Here is a 15,928-nt window from a genome sequence, read left to right as displayed (position 1 = left end):
GGCTTCATCGGCGCGGAAGCCGCCGCGCTGCGTCGCGACGCGCTCGCGATGTGGCGTCGTCCGCTGCTGCTGGGCGCGCTGGCGATCGTGTGGATCTGGACGGCGATAGCCAGCGCGTTCGTCCATCCGCTGCAGTCGAGCCTCGCGCTGCTCGCGCCTGCGCACTTGACCGGACTGCCTGCGCTGATCGCGCTCTACGCGGCCAGCGCGCTGGACTTCGCGTTCGGCATCGCAACCGTCGTCGCGCCGTCGCGCCGGCTGTGGGCCGCGCAAGCCGCGCTGATCGTCGCGTATTCGGCGGTCATCGCGATCACGATGCCGGGCCTGCTCGCCGAACCGTTCGGCCCCGTGCTCAAGAACGTGCCGATTCTCGCCATCCTGTTGATCCTCTTTTCAGAAGAAGAACAAGCATGAATACCTATCTCGTCATCAAGGCGCTTCACATCCTGTCCTCGGTGCTGCTGGTCGGCACGGGGTTCGGCACCGCGTTCTACCTGTTCTTCGCGAACCGCACGCGCTCGGTGCCCGCGATCGCGGCCGTGTCGCGGCTCGTGGTGCGCGCGGACTGGTGGTTCACGACGCCGGCTGTGATCTTCCAGCCGGCATCGGGGCTCTGGCTCGCGCACACGGCCGGCTGGCCGTGGCATACGCCGTGGCTCGTCGCGTCGATCGTGCTGTATGCGATCGCCGGCGCGTGCTGGCTGCCGGTCGTGTGGCTGCAGGTCGAACTGGCCGCGATGGCGAAGCTCGCTCACGCGAACGGCGCTGCCGCGCTGCCGGAACGGTACTGGCGCTATGCGAAGCGCTGGGAACTGCTCGGCTATCCGGCGTTCTTCGCGATGCTGACCGTCTACTTCCTGATGGTGCTCAAGCCGATGTAAGCGTGTCGCCCGTCGCACGGGAGCGGCGGAGCGGCACAGCGGAAAGCAGTCGATCGATTCATGAAGCATGCAACAGAAAAAAGAAGGAATGCGAATCATGAGCTCAAGTGAACTGGTGCTGTACTTCGACGGACGATGTCCGTTATGCGTGGCGGAGATCAAGCGTCTCGCGGCGCGCGACGCGCGACACCGGCTGGCTTTCGTCGATATCGCGGAGCCGGGTTTCGATCCCGCGCCGCTGGGCGTCGACCTGCCCGCGCTGAATCGCGAGTTGCACGCGCGCCTGCCCGACGGACGCATGCTGACCGGCGTGGACAGCATCCTGGCCGCCCAAGCGCTGACCGGGCGCCGCTGGCTCGTCCGGTTGCTTCGCATGCCGGCCGTGCGTCGTGCGCTGACGCCGCTGTATCGCCGCTTCGCGCGCAACCGGCATGTCGTCTCGCGCTGGCTCGGCTATCGCGCCGAAGCGCCGTGCGACGGGGCGACATGCGTTAGCGGTCGCGACCGTGCCGCCGAACCCGTGGCGGATCGTTCGGCGGGTGACGCTGCGCGCCGCATCGTGGTGAGCTGGATGTACTGCGCGGCGATCGCACACCTGCTCGTCGGCATTGCCGTTCCGTGGGTTGCCGGCACGCCGTGGCTCGACGCGTATCACCGCGTCATCGAGCTGCATTTCTGGGCGGGAACCGCGCCCGAACCGGCGCGTGCGCAGCAGATCTGGTGGATGTCGCTGATCGGCGCGACGGTGCAATGCGCGTCGGTCTGGATGCTGGCGCTCGTGCACCTCGGCAACCGGCTGCGCCGGCGGGAAGTGTGGGGATGGCTGCTGGCCGGCCTGCTGATCTGGGCGCCGCAGGACCTGCTGTTTTCATTGCAGGCCCATGTACTGGGCCATGTGGCGATCGACGCGGCGGCACTCGTTGCGATGGTGCCGCCGCTTGTCTGGCTTTGGAGGAGGGACGCCGTATGAACACCTTGCCTGCTTTCGACTGGGCGCTCAACCTGCTGATCGTGCAGGGCGCGATGGGCGCATTCGATACGCTCTATCACCACGAACTCACGCAGGATCTCCCGCACAGCCCGCGCGCGCGGCTCGAGCTGGGAATTCATGCGGTGCGTTCCGTGCTTTACGGTCTCGTGTTCGCGTCGATCGCGAACGTCGCCTTTCACGGCGCGTGGGTCGCGGCCCTCGCGGCAGTGGTCGTCGTCGAGGTGGTGCTGACGTTGTGGGATTTCGTCGTCGAGGACCAGAGCCGCAAGCTGCCGGCGACCGAACGCGTGCTGCACACGCTGCTGGCCGTCAACGGCGGCGCGCTGTTCGGGATGATCGCGATGCAGCTGGCCGTGTGGGCGCAGGAGCCGACCGCGCTGCACGCGCTCGACCTCGGCTGGCGCGGCTGGGTGCTGAGCCTCTTCGCCGTCGGCGTGGCGATATCGGGAATCCGCGACGGGATCGCGGCCTGCCGGATCGCGCGACACGCGCCGGTCGCCAATCCGTTCGCGGGGCAGCCGCCGGGGAACGTTCTCGTCACCGGCGGGACCGGCTTCATCGGCGAAACCCTCGTGAACCAGCTGCTCGATGCGGGGCATGCGGTCACGTTGCTGGCGCGCGATCCACTGCGTGCGGCCTACCAGTTTCACGGCCGCGTGCGCAGCGTCACGTCCGTCGAGCAACTGCAGCCGCACGAGCGTTTCGACACGGTCATCAATCTCGCGGGCGCGCCGGTGCTCGGTGCTCGCTGGAGCAAGCGCCGGCAGGCGGTGCTGCTCGCCAGCCGCGTCGGCGTCACGGAATCGCTGATGCGCTGGGTCGAGACGGCCGAGGTCAAGCCGCGCACGTGGATCCAGGCATCGGCGATCGGTTACTACGGCGTGCGTCCTGCCGACGAGCGGCTCGACGAAGGCAGCAGCGCCGGCACCGGCTTCATGTCCGAGCTGTGCCGGCAGTGGGAGCAGTCCGCACAGCCGCTCGCCCGCCACGGCGTGCGCTCGGTGGTGCTGCGGCTGGGCGTCGTGTTCGGCCCCGGCGGCGCGCTGCGCCCGATGCTGTTGCCGCATTACTTCGGGATGGGCGGGCGATTCGGCGACGGCACGCAGGTGATGAGCTGGATCCACCGGGACGACGTGCTGCGGATCGTCGCGCGTGCGATGGCGAACCCGGGCATGCGCGGCGTCTACAACGCGGTCGCACCCGCGCCGTTGACCCAGCGCGAGTTCGTACAGGTCGTGTCGAAGGTGCTGCATCGCCCGGCCTGGCTGCACGTGCCGGCCGCGCCGCTGCGGGTCGCGATGGGCGAGATGGCCGAGCTGCTGCTGGACGGGCAGCGCGTGATGCCGGCGCGGCTGCATCAGGACGGATTCATGTTCCGCTTCCCGACCGCCGAGCACGCGCTGCGTGACCTGACGAATCGGTTGCACGCGGATTTTCCGCGCACGGCCTGTCGTTTGCCCCGAGGTCGCGTATAAACTCGACGTGAATGCGTTCGGGACGTGTCGTGCGTCCCGGGCGCTCCGCATCCGACCTCACAAGGAGACTGCATGCTGCACATCCTCGGCAAGATCCCGTCCATCAACGTTCGCAAGGTGCTGTGGCTGTGCACCGAGCTGAACCTGCCGTTCGAACAGGAAGACTGGGGCGCGGGCTTCCGCACGACCAACGATCCGGCCTATCTCGCGCTGAATCCGAACGGTCTCGTGCCCGTCATCAAGGACGACGATTTCGTGCTCTGGGAATCGAACACGATCATCCGTTACCTCGCGAACCGCTATGGCGGCGACGCGCTGTATCCGGCCGAGCCGCAGGCGCGCGCGCGGGTCGATCAATGGATCGACTGGCAGGGCGCCGACCTGAACCGTTCGTGGGTGGGCGCGTTCCTCGGCCTCGTGCGGAAATCGCCCGATCACCAGGATCCGGCCGGCATCGCGCAGTCGATCGCGGGCTGGACGAAGCATATGCAGGTGCTGAACGCACGGCTCGAAGCGACCGGCGCGTACGTGGCCGGCAACGGCTTCACGCTCGCGGACATTCCGATCGGGCTGTCGGTGAATCGCTGGTTCGGCACGCCGTTCGAGCATCCGGATTTCCCGGCGGTAACGCGCTATATCGAACGTCTCGCGACGCGCGAAGGCTTCCAGAAATACGCGGGCAGCGCGAACCCGTGATGCGTCGCGGGTCGTGCACGGCGCGGCGGCATCGCAATCGCCGCCGCGTCCGCGTCATGACCGGCATGCACGGGCCCGCGGGCCCGTTTTTACGCGCCGGGCGCCGGCAAAGCGTCGAGCACGCGCGCGAGAAACGCCTCGTGATTCCACGCGGATTCCGGCCGCGACAGCCCGAGCCGCACGACCACCAGTTGCCGGCTCGGCACCACGCTCACGAACTGGCCTTCATGGCCGACCGCATGAAACGCGTCAGCCGGCATCGCGACCGCATGCGGATCGCGATCGTTGAACGGCTCCGGCACCTTGACCCACAGCTGCGCGCCATACTCCTGACGCTCCGACTGCGGCGTCGCACGCGTCAGATAGCGCACCCAGCCTTCCGGTAGCAGCCGCTGCCCGTCCCACACACCATCCTGCAGCAGCAACTGCCCGAAGCGCGCCCAGTCACGCGCGCTCGCATACATGTACGACGGGCTGACGAGCGTGCCGGACGCATCGGGCTCGAACACGGCACTGCGCATCCCGAGCGGCGCGAACAGCGCGCGGCGCGGAAACGCGAGGTAGTCATCCTCGCTGCCGCCCAGCGCTTCGCGCATCACGCGCGCGACGATCGCGCTCGTGCCGCTCGAGTAGGACCACCGCGTGCCGGGTGTCGTGGCGAGCGGCTTCGCCGAGGCAAACCGTGCGGTATCGGGCTGCGCGTACAGCATCAACGCGACGTCGGACAGCGGGTCGTCGTAGTCCTCGTTGAATTGCAGGCCGCTCGTCATGCGCAGCAGCTCGTCGAGCGTGATGGCCGCGCGCGGATCGCCGCTGCCGCGCCATTCGGGCAGCAGCGCCGACGAATCGGCCGAGAGCTTGTGCTGCGCGACGAGCATGCCGACCAGCGCGGCCGTCACGGTCTTCGTCATCGACCAGCCGGGCAGCGGCGTGTCGGCGGTGAAGCCGGGCGCATAGCGTTCGGCGATCACCTGGCCGCGCCACATCACGACGACCGCGCGCGTGCGCCGCGGCCGTGCGGGATCGGGCTCGTCGAACGCGCGATCGAGCGCGGTCTGCAGCTTCTGCGCGTCAATGCCGGCCGGCGGCGTGGTTGGCGCGGGCTGCATGGACGGTGGATCGGGGAGGGGCGGCAGCGCGGCCGGCAACGTGCCGGGCGACTTCCCGAGTGCGAGCGTGCAGCCGAGCCCGGGCCGGAAGTCCGCTTCGCGTTCGGCGAAGCCGGCGAAGGTCGCCGTCGCGCGATGATGGTCGGGATCGATCGACGGGTGCACCAGTTTCAGCAGCGGATGTACGCCGGCCATGATGTCGAGGTCGATCACGGACGCAGCCGGGCGGCCCGATACGTACACGCCGGAACACAGCGCCTTCGCCGCATAACCGGTCGCGATCGGCGCGAGCCGGGACAGCATGTACCCGGTGTAGCCGACCGCGGCGACGACGGCGAGCGCGACGCCGCGCAGGATCAGCTTCTTGAAGGGGATCGTCATGCGCGAGCGTCCTCGGTTGTCTGCAGGCAGAACACGAACCGGCAGTGTCGCAGGTTCGGGCCGGCGGTGGCAATCGCGGGTGCGTGCGACGCCGCGCGGCGTCGATAGCGCGTAACGTGCCCGGCGTGTGTGACTCGTGTGTGTCGATCGCTTCGGTCGAACGGGCCGCGTGCGGCCCGTCCGGGTGGCGCATCACTGCGCGTTGTTGTTGTCGGACCGCAGGGTCCAGACCGTCGCGGTATTCGTGTTGTCGTCGACGGCCGCGAATTCCGGCTGGCCTTTGCTGCCGTGCCCGAACGCGAGGCCGAATGCGGCTCCCGGAACGGTGTCGACCTGCATTTGCGCGACGAAGCGCCCGTCCACCGTGAATTCGACGATCTCGCTCGGCTGCTGCGGGTCGGCGTTGACCGCGTCGCCGTTCGCGGTCACGAGATGGCCGTTCGGTGCGAGCGCCAGCGCAAGCGGGCCGTGCAGGTGCGAGGCGTCGAAATAGATCATCCGTCCGACGCCGCCGTTGCGATTCGTCGACGCGGCGTTCTGGATCGCGAACACCGCGTTGTCGCCGGTGGAGGCGACATACAGCACGTCGATGTTCGGGTCGTAGGCAAGGCCGGTCGGGCCGACGACGAGTGCATTGGGATCGGTTCGATTCACGTAGCCCGATGCGATGATGCGCGAGCCCGGCAGCATCGTGACGCCGTTGTCGCCGATCGCGAGTTCGATGCGTGACACCGTCCCGTTCAGCACGTTCGACACGAACGCGGTCACGCGCTGGCCGCGATCGATCACGGTCATGTCCCACGGCCCGTCGAGCAGCGTGGCGCTGGTGAGTTGCGTGACGAGATTGCCCTGCGGGCCGATGACGAGCAGCGAGCCCGGCGGCACGACGGTCTTGCCGTCCGGCGCCGGGACGTTGCCGACCAGTACGAAGCCGCTGCGCAGCACCGTGAGCGCGGTCGTCAGGCCGAGATTGCTGCCCTGGAAGAAGGCCGTCGGCGTCTTGCCGGGCGACAGCTTCACGATCGTCGTGCCGGTGCCTTGCGTGTTCGACGCCGCGTTGAAGTTGGACACGACGACGTCGCCCGGTTTCAGCGTGCTCCAGGTCGGCACGCCGCGCGGCACGAACGCGATGCCGTACGGGTTGACATCGCCGTTGGTGGGCACCGTCGATGCGGTGAACGATGGAATCGGCAAGATGATGTCGCTGCCGCCGGCCCACGCGAAAGCCGACGACAACGCGACCAGCCCGGCGCCGCAAGCCGCGCGGCATAGTGAGTGCGCAAGCGTGCGCCGGACGCGTGCGCCGACCGGCGGATCGACCGCAAGGACGGTCGTGGCGGGTGAACGACAGGAGGGGAGAGGGTCCATGGCATGACTCCGGTTGATGAGCGCGAGCAGTCATCCCGGCTGCCGGCTTGCGCAGCCGACGGGTGTCCGGCGCAGGTTCGCGATCGTGCGGTTGCCGCGTGAACCCGCGCTCGAAATAAACGGATGGCGATGGCCGGCTATTCCAATCCGTTACGCCCGTCGCATGCGAGCCGGCGGCCATTGTTCGCAGAAAGGGCGACTCGACCTGACAAGTTGAAATCCGACCCGTCGTCGGCCGATAATCGTCCGGCATCGCTTTCCTACTCTCCCAGTCCAACCGTTATCGGAAAACGCCATGTCCTACGACAACAACAACCCGTTCGCCAAAATCCTGCGCGGCGAACTGCCGTGCGTGAAAGTCGCGGAAGACGACGCGACCCTCGCGATCATGGATCTGATGCCGCAGGCCGACGGCCACGTGCTCGTGATCCCGAAGGAGCCGGCCGCGCAGATCTTCGAGTTGTCCGGCGACGCCGCCGCGGCCGGCATCCGCATGACGCAGCGCGTCGCGGCGGCGGTGCGCGCGGCGCTCGAGCCGGACGGCGTGTTCATCGGCCAGTTCAACGGTGCGGCCGCCGGCCAGACGGTGCCGCATGTGCACTTCCACGTGATCCCGCGCTGGGAAGGCGCCGAACTGAAGATGCATGCGCGCGAGATCGCCGATGCGGCGACGCTCGAAGCGCTCGCGCAGCGCATTCGCGCGCGTTTCGTGTAACACATCGATTACACAACGCGTGGCACCGCACGGCGCACCGGCCGGCTGCCGCGCCATCGCCTGTTTCAGCGGTCATGCGAGGTAACACGTGTAACCGCTGGCGAAACTCGGCCCGGCCCACCCGGCGCTAGACTCCGCGCATTGCTTCATCGAGCGACAGGAAGGGCGGATCGCCTCTTCGTGCCGGCCGCCGCACCCCGCGGCGGCACGGCTTTCGCGAGGTGCCATTCGTCTTTCGCGCCGGGAATCGAGCCATGACCAGACTTCTCATCACGCTTGCCCTGATCGGCGGCCTGTCCGGCTGCTACATCGCGCCGCCGTACGGCTATGCGCCCGCACCGGCCTACTACGGCTATGCGCCGGCGTATTACGCGCCGCCCGTCAGCGTCGGGATCGGCGGCAACTTCCGCATCCGCTGATCCGGCGCCGGGCGCTGGCCGCACCGGTCGGCGCCATCGCGTTGCACTGGATGACTCGCGCGGATTCGCGAACCGCATGACGGCGGTCCGCTACCCGGCGTGTGCGCACTTCCTATACTTCACAGGAAAGCGTATTCCGGTGAGGCAGCCATGACAGTCACCCGCAAGGTCGCCGCCCTGTCGGCCATCTCCATGCTCGTCTATCTCGGGCTCGCGGTGCTCGGCAGCGGCGGGTTCGCGGCCTTCTTCTCGCATCCACAGCTGACCGTCGTCGTCGTGGCGACGCTCGCGATGGCCGTCGCCGCATTGTTCACTGAAGGCAACCTGAGCAGCGGCGAGCGCGAGAACCGCGACAACCGCTGGGTGCTCGCGGCGTTCGGCGTAAGCGGATTACTGCTGGCGTACCTGCCGGCGCTGACCGACCGGCTCGACTTCTGGACCTTCGGCGGCGATACGGTGCGCTGGATCGGTGTCGTGCTGTACATTGCGGGCGGCGTGCTGCGTATCTGGCCCGTATTCGTGCTCGGCAAGCGCTTCAGCGGGCTTGTCGCGATCCAGCCGGGCCATACGCTCGTGACCGACGGCATCTACAGCCGCATCCGCAATCCGAGCTATCTCGGCCTGGTCGTCAATTCGGTCGGCTGGGCGCTGGCATTCCGTTCAGGTGTCGGCTTGCTGCTGGTCGTGCTGACGATGGTGCCGCTCGTCGCGCGCATCCGCTCCGAGGAGGCGCTGCTGCATGCGCAATTCGGCGCCGAATACGACGCGTATTGCGCGCGAACCTGGCGTCTGCTGCCCGGCGTGTACTGACCCTCTTCATTTCTTCCCGGCCGTCGTTTCGGGCCCCGCCCACGATTCGTTCCCGATGTGTTGCCACGTGTGTCGCAAACGTGCGACGCCGCGCATGGTCGGCCTGTTTTTCCACCGGGCCGGACCCTCGCCGGAGCCAATGCCGGCGCGGGTTTGCGGGCATTCCGGTGCGCGCATTCAAGGTTGCTTATTCGTAAACAACTTGTTACCAGAATGTCCACGGCAAGGATGTGGGACCGGTGCTATTCTTCGCCGCAAGCTCATTGAAATGAATTGGTCCGCGGCTCGGCACAATGCCTGACCCGACGTCGATCGATTCAGATCGTCGTACCGAGCGGACCTTCAATAACCAGATTGCGAACAAGGAAGAATACGGGAATGTGGAAGAAAATCGCCCCCGCTCTCGTCGTCGCCGCTTTGACCGGCGCGACTGCACTGCCGGCCATGGCAGGTGACATGAACAACGCGCTTGGCGGCGCGCTCGGCGGGGTAGCCGGCGCAGCGGTCGGCGGTGCGCTCGGCGGCAGCACGGGCTCGGTAATCGGCGGCGCCATCGGCGGCGGCGCGGGTGGCGCAGTGACGTCGAACCGTCGCGAGCGTACCGGCGCGATCATCGGCGGCGCCCTCGGCGGCGGCGCAGGTACCGCGGCAGGCAACGCGATGGGCGGCCGCACGGGCGGCCTGCTGGGTGCGGCTGTCGGCGGCGGCGCCGGCGCGGCGCTCGGCGGCAATATGTCGCGCAGCTCGTACGAACGCGACCACGGCGATCGCGGCTATCGCCACCGCAAGCATCGTCATCACCGCGACTGGGACTGATCGCCGCTGGCGCGGCTCGGTGCGTGAACCGCGCACCGGCGCGCCGACGGCGTCGGCACCCGACGCGAGATTCGGCCCGGCGGCCTGCCGGGCCGTCATCGCCGGCCAGACCGGCGAACACCTTCCGGCTTCCCCAGCCGCGGCCAGATGCCCGATCGACGGGCCGGCAAGTTTCCCTCCTCGCTGTATTTCCCCGTTTTCCGACTACACAGCCTCTCGCGACTGAATGCGTGCGAGTCGTGGCGATACCATTCGCGTTCCGTTCGATTCCCGTTGGCCCATTCTCCGGCCGGACGATGGCTCATGATTGGCGCGGTGCGGCTTGCTGCCGTGCGCACGTCGTCGGGCTCCAATCTGCGTAACCGGATGTATTGCGAACCGCGTGTGTCACTGCGGCTGCTGCGGTTTTTCACCTCCTCGTCTAGCGTCCCGGCGAACGTGCGCGTTGCCGCGTCCGTCAGGATTTCCCTGATAGCCAGACCGTCGTGCCATGCTTCCTCACCGCGCATCGCGGCTGCCGGCGGGTAGTGGGAAATCGAATGGAATCCATCGCAACATTTAATTGGTCGATTGCGAACGACTTCGCTATCGTCGGCGATGCTCGCGTACGGCATCGCACCGTGCCGCTGGCCGCGCCTCGCCGCATGATCGCGAGCGCCACGGCCCGGTCGCCGGCCCCACAAGCGTGGGCCGCCGCGTCCGAAGAACCGGACGAACCCGTCGCGAAGCCTGGCCGACCGAACGAAGGCGCATGCGCCTTCAAGCCACCCCGGCAACGACGTCCCGCCGCCGCCTGCGTGCCCCACGCGCATGTGTGCCGCCCGATGTCGTTGGTGCCCGGGGCCGGACCAACCCATTGCCTGGATGCACTATGTCTAAGACAACGTATTACGCGCCGCATGGCGGCCACCCGCCGCAGACCGATCTGCTGACCGATCGCGCGATGTTCACCGAGGCGTACGCGGTGATCCCGAAGGGTGTGATGCGCGACATCGTCACGAGCTGGCTGCCGTTCTGGACGAACACGCGCCTGTGGGTGATCGCTCGCCCGCTGTCGGGTTTCGCGGAAACCTTCTCGCAGTACATCGTCGAAGTGAACCCGGGCGGCGGCAGCGACAAGCCCGAGCAGGACAAGAACGCCGAAGCCGTGCTGTTCGTCGTCGAAGGTGAAGCCGAGCTGACGCTGCAAGGCACGAAGCACGTGCTGAAGCCGGGCGGCTACGCGTTCATTCCGCCGGGCGCGGACTGGACGCTGCACAACGTCAGCGATGCCGCGGTGCGTTTCCACTGGGTGCGCAAGCACTACCAGGCCGTCGACGGCATTCCGCTGCCGGAGGCCTTCGTGACCAACGAGCAGGACGTCGAGCCGATCCCGATGCCGGGCACCAACGGTGCATGGGTGACGACGCGCTTCGTCGACATGAGCGACATGCGTCACGACATGCACGTGAACATCGTGACGTTCGAGCCGGGCGGCGTGATTCCGTTCGCTGAAACGCACGTGATGGAGCACGGGTTGTATGTGCTGGAAGGGAAGGCTGTTTATCGACTGAACCAGGACTGGGTCGAGGTCGAAGCGGGCGATTTCATGTGGCTGCGCGCGTTCTGCCCGCAGGCATGCTATTCGGGTGGGCCTGGCCGCTTCCGTTACCTGCTGTACAAAGATGTGAACCGTCACATGAACCTGTTGCTGAACCCGGCGCGTTAAGCGTCGAGCAAGCAGTTGGATGTGGAAGCCCGCCGGCGGATGCCGGCGGGCTTTTTTGTGCTTCGTGGATTTCCGTGGATGTTGCCGGCTAACCTATAGCCGTAGGACGCTCCGCTAGGAAGGCAGACGGTCAATGTTCGTCGCAACCCAATCAGCTACGTACTTATACTTCAGATCCGGTTGGCCGAAGGGTTCGCCGTCGTTGGCTACTATCGCCTGCTATCAATAATACGGAGCAAGTGACTTGCTAACACCACCATTTCTTGGGCTTCCGTGGCATCGCTGATTGAAACTGTGCGATGAGAATGCGGATTCTTGTACGAACCAATTGCTCCTGCAAAGAGGTGCGCTAACGCCTCGCGCTCAGCTTCCGGTTGCTGCATATCAGAAAGTGGACCAGTCGCTTTGTCAAAAGCCTTGCGCATCAACGCGGTTCCAATGTCTGTATCGGCAAACTGTCCAACCTCGCGGACAGCTACCTCCACTGCTCGAAAAGCCTTGAACACTGCGGTTTCTAGATCACCTCGGACAATATCGAGCCAGACTTCATCGGCGATCGATGGATGCAACAATGTCTTCGGGAACGCAATGCTACGCGCATAAGTTTTAAACGAACCGTTGGTCAATATTGTCTTGGCACGACGACTCAGAAGCATCCATCCGTTATTACCGTTGCTCCCTGGATCAGGAATCAGAAGGCCCTGCACCGTCAACCAATTCCACGCCTCGGCGAGCGCCAACTCAGCATCTTGCCTCCGATTCAGAGGATAGCCATTCGATGCTCCTGTCGGACTGTGAATATCGGATGACAAGGCCTGAAGATGAATTAGTCCATTCTGGCGGTTTTCATCGGCAATTCGCAACACAACGTCGGCAAGCTCTTCTGGCGCAAGCGTTACAAGCACTTCTATATCTGGAATTAGTGCTGTCAAAGTGATCATAATGTATGAGTACTTCAATATGACGTTGAAAGTTAGTCATGCGCGGAGGCATGCAAGCATGCGAAGCACGATACCAGGCCCCTGTTAATGCAATGGGTCAAATTTCCATTGACTTCTGCCCTTCAAGAAATACCTCCAGCAGGCACACATAGTGCGCAGTCTCCTTGCCTGAGAAACTGGCTGCAGCCTTTACAGATCTTCTCACTCTAAAATTTCCAGTCGTACCCGGGACAGGATGAGCCCCTAATATCGACCTACCGTCTTTGACAAAGCGCCTAGGCGCATAGCTTTCACTGACGATAAAAAGAAAGCAGCGAGTCCCTTGTCTCGCAACTTGAAGAAATGCATGTAGACGCGACAGGTCCTCATTGATGGATTGAGTGCTTGCACTCCCGCGTTTTACTTCAATGACAAACTTCGTATGTGCGGAAACATTGCCTTCGCGCCCGATTCGCTTCGCAGCAATGTCACATAGGACCAAATCAGCGCGAGCCTGAGGGCCAACACCCTCAACTGTAGAGTCCACTGTCACAAGGTTTTTGTACATACACTCAGGCATCAGCACTAGGTCGTATGGCAGATTGGCCTGAATTAAATTGCATGCTTCTGAAACTAGCGCGCCTTCTGAAAGGGGGTAGTCCTTAAACAACGAATGGCGATGTCCAATCCAGAATGCGAGACCTTGAAGTGCAAGCTCCAACCACTTTTGACGCTCCGGTAGAAACCGATCCATGATGCCTCCAGAGAAACAATGAAAAATTGTGAAATTAGTGATTAATGTGTCATCGATTTTTTGATTATTTAGTGTGGTTAATTTGGTGGGTTAAATATCTGGTCATGATGGATTTCCCGGGTGGTTGTTTATGGAAAAATTGATTGGCTACCGCCGCAGCAGTTCGCGGTAGACTCAAACTGACCCGAGGCGGCCAATCGAACTAAGGCAAGCAGACATTCATGGCGTAAACTCAAGGTGGCCTAGACACCCTTGAGGTAACTATCAACGACATCCCATGTATCAGTCAGTAGCTTTGTTCGGTCTTGAGCACTTCCTCCAGAGGCTTCGCCATGTCGCAATGGATCGGCAGCTAATTTGATGCTGCGAAGGGTCTCCTCGGTCGAGCCCGAAATCTCACGAAATTTGTCCCATTGCTTAGCTTTCCCTGCGTTGGTCAATCCATGGAGGGCTGCACAATGGTGCCGAAGTGATTCAATTGCACGGTAGCAGTAAAAACCAGTGTCATCGGCATGCTTCATTGAAGAAACAAGATCGGCGAAGCAGCGACTGAGGAAAATGCCGTTCTCGCCGATGGTCTTGTCACGGAGTCGCGTTAAGGAGTCTTGCATATCAATTCCCTTGTTTCGCTCTGCAAGGCAAGGAATGTCGATGCCAAACACATAGTCAATGCCTCGACTCTGATTCAAAATGCGAGTTATTTCAAAATCATATGAAATTCCTGCAAGATAACCAACCATGGCCAAGTAATTTTGGATGATATTTTTAACAACGTTTCTCAGGTCGAAAATATCCCAATCGTGCTTGCTGTTAACATGAACGACCATCTGATTAAGGATGATGCTTGCCTTCGCGTCACCGCCAACTCCAGAAGTCGAGTGGGAAAATCTCACGCTGAATTGAAGTGAGAGCTGTGCACGTTCAGGAAGAACAACGCCGAAGAACAGGTAGGGTTCCATGATGGCACTGTTTAAGTTGTGGGGTTTCAGTGCCGATTGTCAATAATTTTCATAATGGCGTCGAGCGATCGTTGCTGGCCGAGAACCGTCGGCCTTCCTTGCACTCCCTGGAGATTCGTGATGAACCTGTTTTCACGGGCGATGCGTATCGCTACTGGTCGAGCGCAGCCGCCGCGAGCGTCGCGACCTGCAACCGCGTATCGGGCAGCAGCCCGTCCTCGATCAACCACACCGCCGACAAGCCCGACCACGCGAGAATCCACTGAAGCAGCCGGTGCCGGTCGAGCTGCGCGGCGTCGGCCACGACCGTGACGCGTTGCTCGAAGCGTACGGGTTCGACCGCAATATCGTGCGTGGGATTGCAGAACAGGTTCGCGTAGTCGAACGCGCGATCGCCGCGCAGCCCTTTCGGATCGATCGCACGCCAGCCGCGTTCGCCGAAATGGAGGATGTTGCCGTGATGGATGTCGCCGTGCAGGACGACTTCGTCGACGGGCGCTTCGGCCAGCAACTGGCTCGCGACCGTGGCCGAGCGGTGCAGCACGTCGCTGCCAGAAGCATCTGACAGCAGTGCATGAAACCAGTCATGCAGCGGCACGACCGATGGCGGCTCCGAGGCACGATGCGCATGCAGCCGCGCAACGACATCGCACGCGATACGCATCGCATCGTCGTCATGCCCCGATGCCGAAAAACCGGCCAGCGTCGGTTCCGGCCGCGCCCGTTCGAGCAGGACTGCATCGCCGTCGTGCTGCCACACCTGCGCGGCGCCATGCCCGTTCCACCAGGTCATCAGCGCATTGCCGCGACGCTCTTCGTCACACGTGGCGACCTTCAACATTGCCGGCCGCGATTGCCAGACGACCGGCAGCAGGCCGCCGCTCGCGGTCAGGATCGGGCCGCCATCGGGAACGAGGCCCCACAGGCCGAGGTATCGATCAAACATCACACGATGCTACAGCCGAACCGGATCGCGCGCAGCGCGGTTCGCCCGATGGTGCGACACGCGGTCGCAGATGCGACCTGAACGGCTCCGGCGCACTTTCCTAAATAAAATTTAGCCAGCCCAACTTTGGCTAAAGAATGTTCCGGTTTCGCGCCATCCCTTCGACAATGCGCGCCTTTCGTGACTGTCGGCGTCTCTTGATCGCCGGCCGTCGCAGCATCGAAGAAGGAGCCCGACATGACCGACCACATCGCATCCCCGCCACCCCCACCCGCACCGCCGCCACGCCGTCGCCGCGTGTGGCGCACGCTCGCGGGCGCGCTGCTCGGCCTGACGGTCGCATGCGCGGGCATCGGCGCGTGGACGATCCAGCGCATCTGGACGCAGTTGCCGTCCGTCGAGCACCTCGCCGTCTATCGTCCCGCGCTGCCGCTGCGAATCTTCTCGCGCGACGGCGACCTGCTGGCCGAATACGGCGTCGAGCGGCGCGAGTTCGTGCCGCTCGAACGCATACCGCCGCTGATGCGGCAGGCGCTGCTCGCGGCCGAGGACGCGAAGTTCTATCAGCACGGTGCAGTCGATTTCAACGGCCTTGCGCGCGCGACGTTCGCGAACGTCGTAACGGGGCAGCCGGGGCAGGGCGGCAGCACGATCACGATGCAGGTCGCGCGCAACTTCTACCTGACGCGCGACAAGGTGCTGAGTCGCAAGCTCGCCGAGATCCTGATGGCGACCAAGCTCGAACGCGAATACAGCAAGGACAAGCTGCTCGAGCTGTACATGAACGAGATCTATCTGGGCGAGCGCGCGTACGGTTTCGCGGCGGCCGCGAACGTGTATTTCGGCAAGCCGCTCGACGCGCTGAGCGCGGGCGAGGCGGCCGTGCTCGCGGGGCTGCCGAAGGCGCCTTCCGCGTTCAACCCGGTCGTCAATCCGGCACGCGCGACCGCGCGGCGCAACTACGTGCTCGGCCGCATGCA

Annotated in this window: 17 protein-coding genes; 11 read left to right on the top strand and 6 right to left on the bottom strand. The window is 64.3% G+C overall.

All coding sequences use genetic code 11. From position 1 onward, the window contains the following. From G3N99_RS19820 to G3N99_RS19800, 5 genes are all read left to right on the top strand, one after another. The coding region (locus G3N99_RS19820) for a DoxX-like family protein (protein WP_206123248.1) at nucleotides 1–414 on the top strand (414 nt) is incomplete at its 5' end. Next, complete coding sequence (locus G3N99_RS19815) at nucleotides 411–881, top strand: DUF2269 domain-containing protein (protein ID WP_174942012.1); 471 nt, start codon at nucleotides 411–413, stop codon at nucleotides 879–881. The genes G3N99_RS19820 and G3N99_RS19815, both read left to right, overlap by 4 nt. 97 nt (nucleotides 882–978) lie before the next feature. Continuing rightward, entirely contained in the window at nucleotides 979–1,851 is an 873-nt protein-coding gene (locus G3N99_RS19810; protein WP_174989434.1) for a DUF393 domain-containing protein, read from the top strand. Continuing rightward, nucleotides 1,848–3,347 carry a TIGR01777 family oxidoreductase gene (locus G3N99_RS19805; RefSeq protein ID WP_206123247.1) on the top strand — a complete coding sequence of 500 codons (1,500 nt, stop codon included), beginning with the start codon at nucleotides 1,848–1,850 and terminating at the stop codon, nucleotides 3,345–3,347. Before G3N99_RS19810 ends, G3N99_RS19805 begins: the two co-directional genes overlap by 4 nt. 72 nt (nucleotides 3,348–3,419) lie before the next feature. Further along, nucleotides 3,420–4,043: a glutathione S-transferase gene (locus G3N99_RS19800; RefSeq protein ID WP_174942018.1), complete on the top strand. Its 624-nt coding sequence runs from the start codon at nucleotides 3,420–3,422 to the stop codon at nucleotides 4,041–4,043. Nucleotides 4,044–4,132: 89 nt separating this feature from the next. Here the strand turns inward: G3N99_RS19800 and G3N99_RS19795 are convergent, their stop codons facing one another. Together G3N99_RS19795 and G3N99_RS19790 are read right to left on the bottom strand one after the other, a co-directional pair. Beyond that, nucleotides 4,133–5,533 carry a serine hydrolase gene (locus G3N99_RS19795; RefSeq protein ID WP_206123246.1) on the bottom strand — a complete coding sequence of 467 codons (1,401 nt, stop codon included), beginning with the start codon at nucleotides 5,531–5,533 and terminating at the stop codon, nucleotides 4,133–4,135. Nucleotides 5,534–5,725: 192 nt separating this feature from the next. Continuing rightward, on the bottom strand, nucleotides 5,726–6,901 hold the full coding sequence (locus G3N99_RS19790) for a hypothetical protein (protein WP_206123245.1): 1,176 nt from the start codon (nucleotides 6,899–6,901) through the stop codon (nucleotides 5,726–5,728). A 295-nt stretch (nucleotides 6,902–7,196) separates the two neighbouring features. Between G3N99_RS19790 and G3N99_RS19785 the strand changes: the two genes are divergently transcribed. From G3N99_RS19785 to G3N99_RS19765, 5 genes are all read left to right on the top strand, one after another. Further along, entirely contained in the window at nucleotides 7,197–7,616 is a 420-nt protein-coding gene (locus tag G3N99_RS19785) for an HIT domain-containing protein (RefSeq protein WP_041493445.1), read from the top strand. A 254-nt stretch (nucleotides 7,617–7,870) separates the two neighbouring features. Beyond that, the gene (locus tag G3N99_RS19780) at nucleotides 7,871–8,035 is read left to right on the top strand and encodes a hypothetical protein (RefSeq protein ID WP_174917998.1); all 165 of its coding nucleotides are present in this window, start codon (nucleotides 7,871–7,873) and stop codon (nucleotides 8,033–8,035) included. Nucleotides 8,036–8,185: 150 nt separating this feature from the next. Beyond that, nucleotides 8,186–8,845, top strand: a complete 660-nt coding sequence (locus G3N99_RS19775; protein ID WP_206123244.1) for an isoprenylcysteine carboxylmethyltransferase family protein — start codon at nucleotides 8,186–8,188, stop codon at nucleotides 8,843–8,845. Nucleotides 8,846–9,223: 378 nt separating this feature from the next. Next, the gene (locus G3N99_RS19770; protein WP_174942025.1) at nucleotides 9,224–9,661 is read left to right on the top strand and encodes a hypothetical protein; all 438 of its coding nucleotides are present in this window, start codon (nucleotides 9,224–9,226) and stop codon (nucleotides 9,659–9,661) included. A gap of 871 nt (nucleotides 9,662–10,532) precedes the next feature. Next, entirely contained in the window at nucleotides 10,533–11,369 is an 837-nt protein-coding gene (locus G3N99_RS19765; RefSeq protein WP_039349877.1) for a bifunctional allantoicase/(S)-ureidoglycine aminohydrolase, read from the top strand. 209 nt (nucleotides 11,370–11,578) lie between these two features. Here G3N99_RS19765 and G3N99_RS19760 read toward each other — a convergent pair whose 3' ends face one another. The 4 genes from G3N99_RS19760 to G3N99_RS19745 form a co-directional block, all read right to left on the bottom strand. Further along, nucleotides 11,579–12,310, bottom strand: coding sequence for a TIGR02391 family protein (locus G3N99_RS19760; protein ID WP_206123243.1), 732 nt, complete (start codon nucleotides 12,308–12,310; stop codon nucleotides 11,579–11,581). A gap of 97 nt (nucleotides 12,311–12,407) precedes the next feature. Next, on the bottom strand, nucleotides 12,408–13,043 hold the full coding sequence (locus G3N99_RS19755; protein ID WP_206123242.1) for a hypothetical protein: 636 nt from the start codon (nucleotides 13,041–13,043) through the stop codon (nucleotides 12,408–12,410). 242 nt (nucleotides 13,044–13,285) lie between these two features. Then, nucleotides 13,286–14,002: a hypothetical protein gene (locus tag G3N99_RS19750; RefSeq protein ID WP_206123241.1), complete on the bottom strand. Its 717-nt coding sequence runs from the start codon at nucleotides 14,000–14,002 to the stop codon at nucleotides 13,286–13,288. Nucleotides 14,003–14,153: 151 nt separating this feature from the next. Beyond that, complete coding sequence (locus G3N99_RS19745) at nucleotides 14,154–14,948, bottom strand: aminoglycoside phosphotransferase family protein (protein ID WP_206123240.1); 795 nt, start codon at nucleotides 14,946–14,948, stop codon at nucleotides 14,154–14,156. Nucleotides 14,949–15,185: 237 nt separating this feature from the next. Between G3N99_RS19745 and G3N99_RS19740 the strand changes: the two genes are divergently transcribed. Continuing rightward, nucleotides 15,186–15,928, top strand: a 743-nt coding sequence (locus tag G3N99_RS19740) for a transglycosylase domain-containing protein (protein WP_206123239.1), incomplete at its 3' end; no start/stop codon positions are given.

This window comes from Burkholderia sp. Ac-20392 (assembly GCF_017104585.1).
GTDB classification, from domain to species: Bacteria; Pseudomonadota; Gammaproteobacteria; order Burkholderiales; family Burkholderiaceae; genus Burkholderia; species Burkholderia lata.
The sequence above is the reverse complement of the archived record's forward strand: the minus strand, read 5'-3'. Positions and strand labels throughout refer to the sequence as shown.

Coding starts and splice junctions, on each gene's coding strand:
- G3N99_RS19800 (WP_174942018.1), top strand. CDS start 3,420: ATGCTGCACATCCTCGGCAAGATCCCGTCCATCAACGTTCGCAAGGTG.
- G3N99_RS19805 (WP_206123247.1), top strand. CDS start 1,848: ATGAACACCTTGCCTGCTTTCGACTGGGCGCTCAACCTGCTGATCGTG.
- G3N99_RS19810 (WP_174989434.1), top strand. CDS start 979: ATGAGCTCAAGTGAACTGGTGCTGTACTTCGACGGACGATGTCCGTTA.
- G3N99_RS19750 (WP_206123241.1), bottom strand. CDS start 14,002: ATGGAACCCTACCTGTTCTTCGGCGTTGTTCTTCCTGAACGTGCACAG.
- G3N99_RS19780 (WP_174917998.1), top strand. CDS start 7,871: ATGACCAGACTTCTCATCACGCTTGCCCTGATCGGCGGCCTGTCCGGC.
- G3N99_RS19745 (WP_206123240.1), bottom strand. CDS start 14,948: ATGTTTGATCGATACCTCGGCCTGTGGGGCCTCGTTCCCGATGGCGGC.
- G3N99_RS19760 (WP_206123243.1), bottom strand. CDS start 12,310: ATGATCACTTTGACAGCACTAATTCCAGATATAGAAGTGCTTGTAACG.
- G3N99_RS19770 (WP_174942025.1), top strand. CDS start 9,224: ATGTGGAAGAAAATCGCCCCCGCTCTCGTCGTCGCCGCTTTGACCGGC.
- G3N99_RS19775 (WP_206123244.1), top strand. CDS start 8,186: ATGACAGTCACCCGCAAGGTCGCCGCCCTGTCGGCCATCTCCATGCTC.
- G3N99_RS19765 (WP_039349877.1), top strand. CDS start 10,533: ATGTCTAAGACAACGTATTACGCGCCGCATGGCGGCCACCCGCCGCAG.
- G3N99_RS19790 (WP_206123245.1), bottom strand. CDS start 6,901: ATGGACCCTCTCCCCTCCTGTCGTTCACCCGCCACGACCGTCCTTGCG.
- G3N99_RS19785 (WP_041493445.1), top strand. CDS start 7,197: ATGTCCTACGACAACAACAACCCGTTCGCCAAAATCCTGCGCGGCGAA.
- G3N99_RS19815 (WP_174942012.1), top strand. CDS start 411: ATGAATACCTATCTCGTCATCAAGGCGCTTCACATCCTGTCCTCGGTG.
- G3N99_RS19755 (WP_206123242.1), bottom strand. CDS start 13,043: ATGGATCGGTTTCTACCGGAGCGTCAAAAGTGGTTGGAGCTTGCACTT.
- G3N99_RS19795 (WP_206123246.1), bottom strand. CDS start 5,533: ATGACGATCCCCTTCAAGAAGCTGATCCTGCGCGGCGTCGCGCTCGCC.